Annotated in this window: 1 pseudogene; it reads left to right on the forward strand. The window is 47.7% G+C overall.

Going from position 1 to position 713, the window contains the following annotated elements:
• Window positions 1-713, forward strand: a pseudogene (locus F896_RS0120055) (hypothetical protein); the annotation flags it as partial.

The raw sequence follows: 713 nt of genomic DNA on the forward strand, positions 1-713 counted from the left end.
GGTCAGGCAGTGGCAGCGAAAACCACCGTCACCGAAGGTGACAATATGGTGGTGACTCAAACCAAGAATGCTGATGGCAGTACCAACTATGAAGTTGCTACAGCCCGTGATGTTGACTTTGATTCAGTACAAGTCGGTGACGTGAACATTGATGGCGCGACAGGCAAGATCAGTGGTGTTACTGATGGCACGATTGCAGCAGGTTCAAAAGATGCTGTGAATGGTGGTCAGCTGAATGACAGTATGACTTCAACTGGCGACATCTTGGGTGGTGGTGTCACCAATGAAGGCGGCAAGCTGAATGGTCCATTCACAGTGAATGACAAAGGCTACGACACCGTTGCCGATGCGATTCAAGGTGAAACTGCAGCAGCGAAAACCGAAGTGACTGAAGGTAAGAACATTACTGTTTCTAAAACTGTTGGTGCAGATGGACAAGACATCTATGAAGTTGCAACAGCCCGTGAGGTTGACTTTGATTCGGTTCAAGTCGGTGATGTCAACATTGATGGCTCGACAGGCAAGATCAGCGGTGTGGCTGATGGCACAATTGCAGCAGGTTCAAAAGATGCGGTGAATGGTAGTCAAATTCATGGCATTGCAGACAGCGTTAAAAACTCGATTGGTGGTGAAACTACACTGAATCCAGACGGTTCAATCACGACATCGAATGTTGGTAATACTGGCAAAGGCAATATCCACGATGCGATTGA

This window comes from Acinetobacter genomosp. 15BJ, assembly GCF_000400715.1.
Taxonomy (GTDB): domain Bacteria; phylum Pseudomonadota; class Gammaproteobacteria; order Pseudomonadales; family Moraxellaceae; genus Acinetobacter.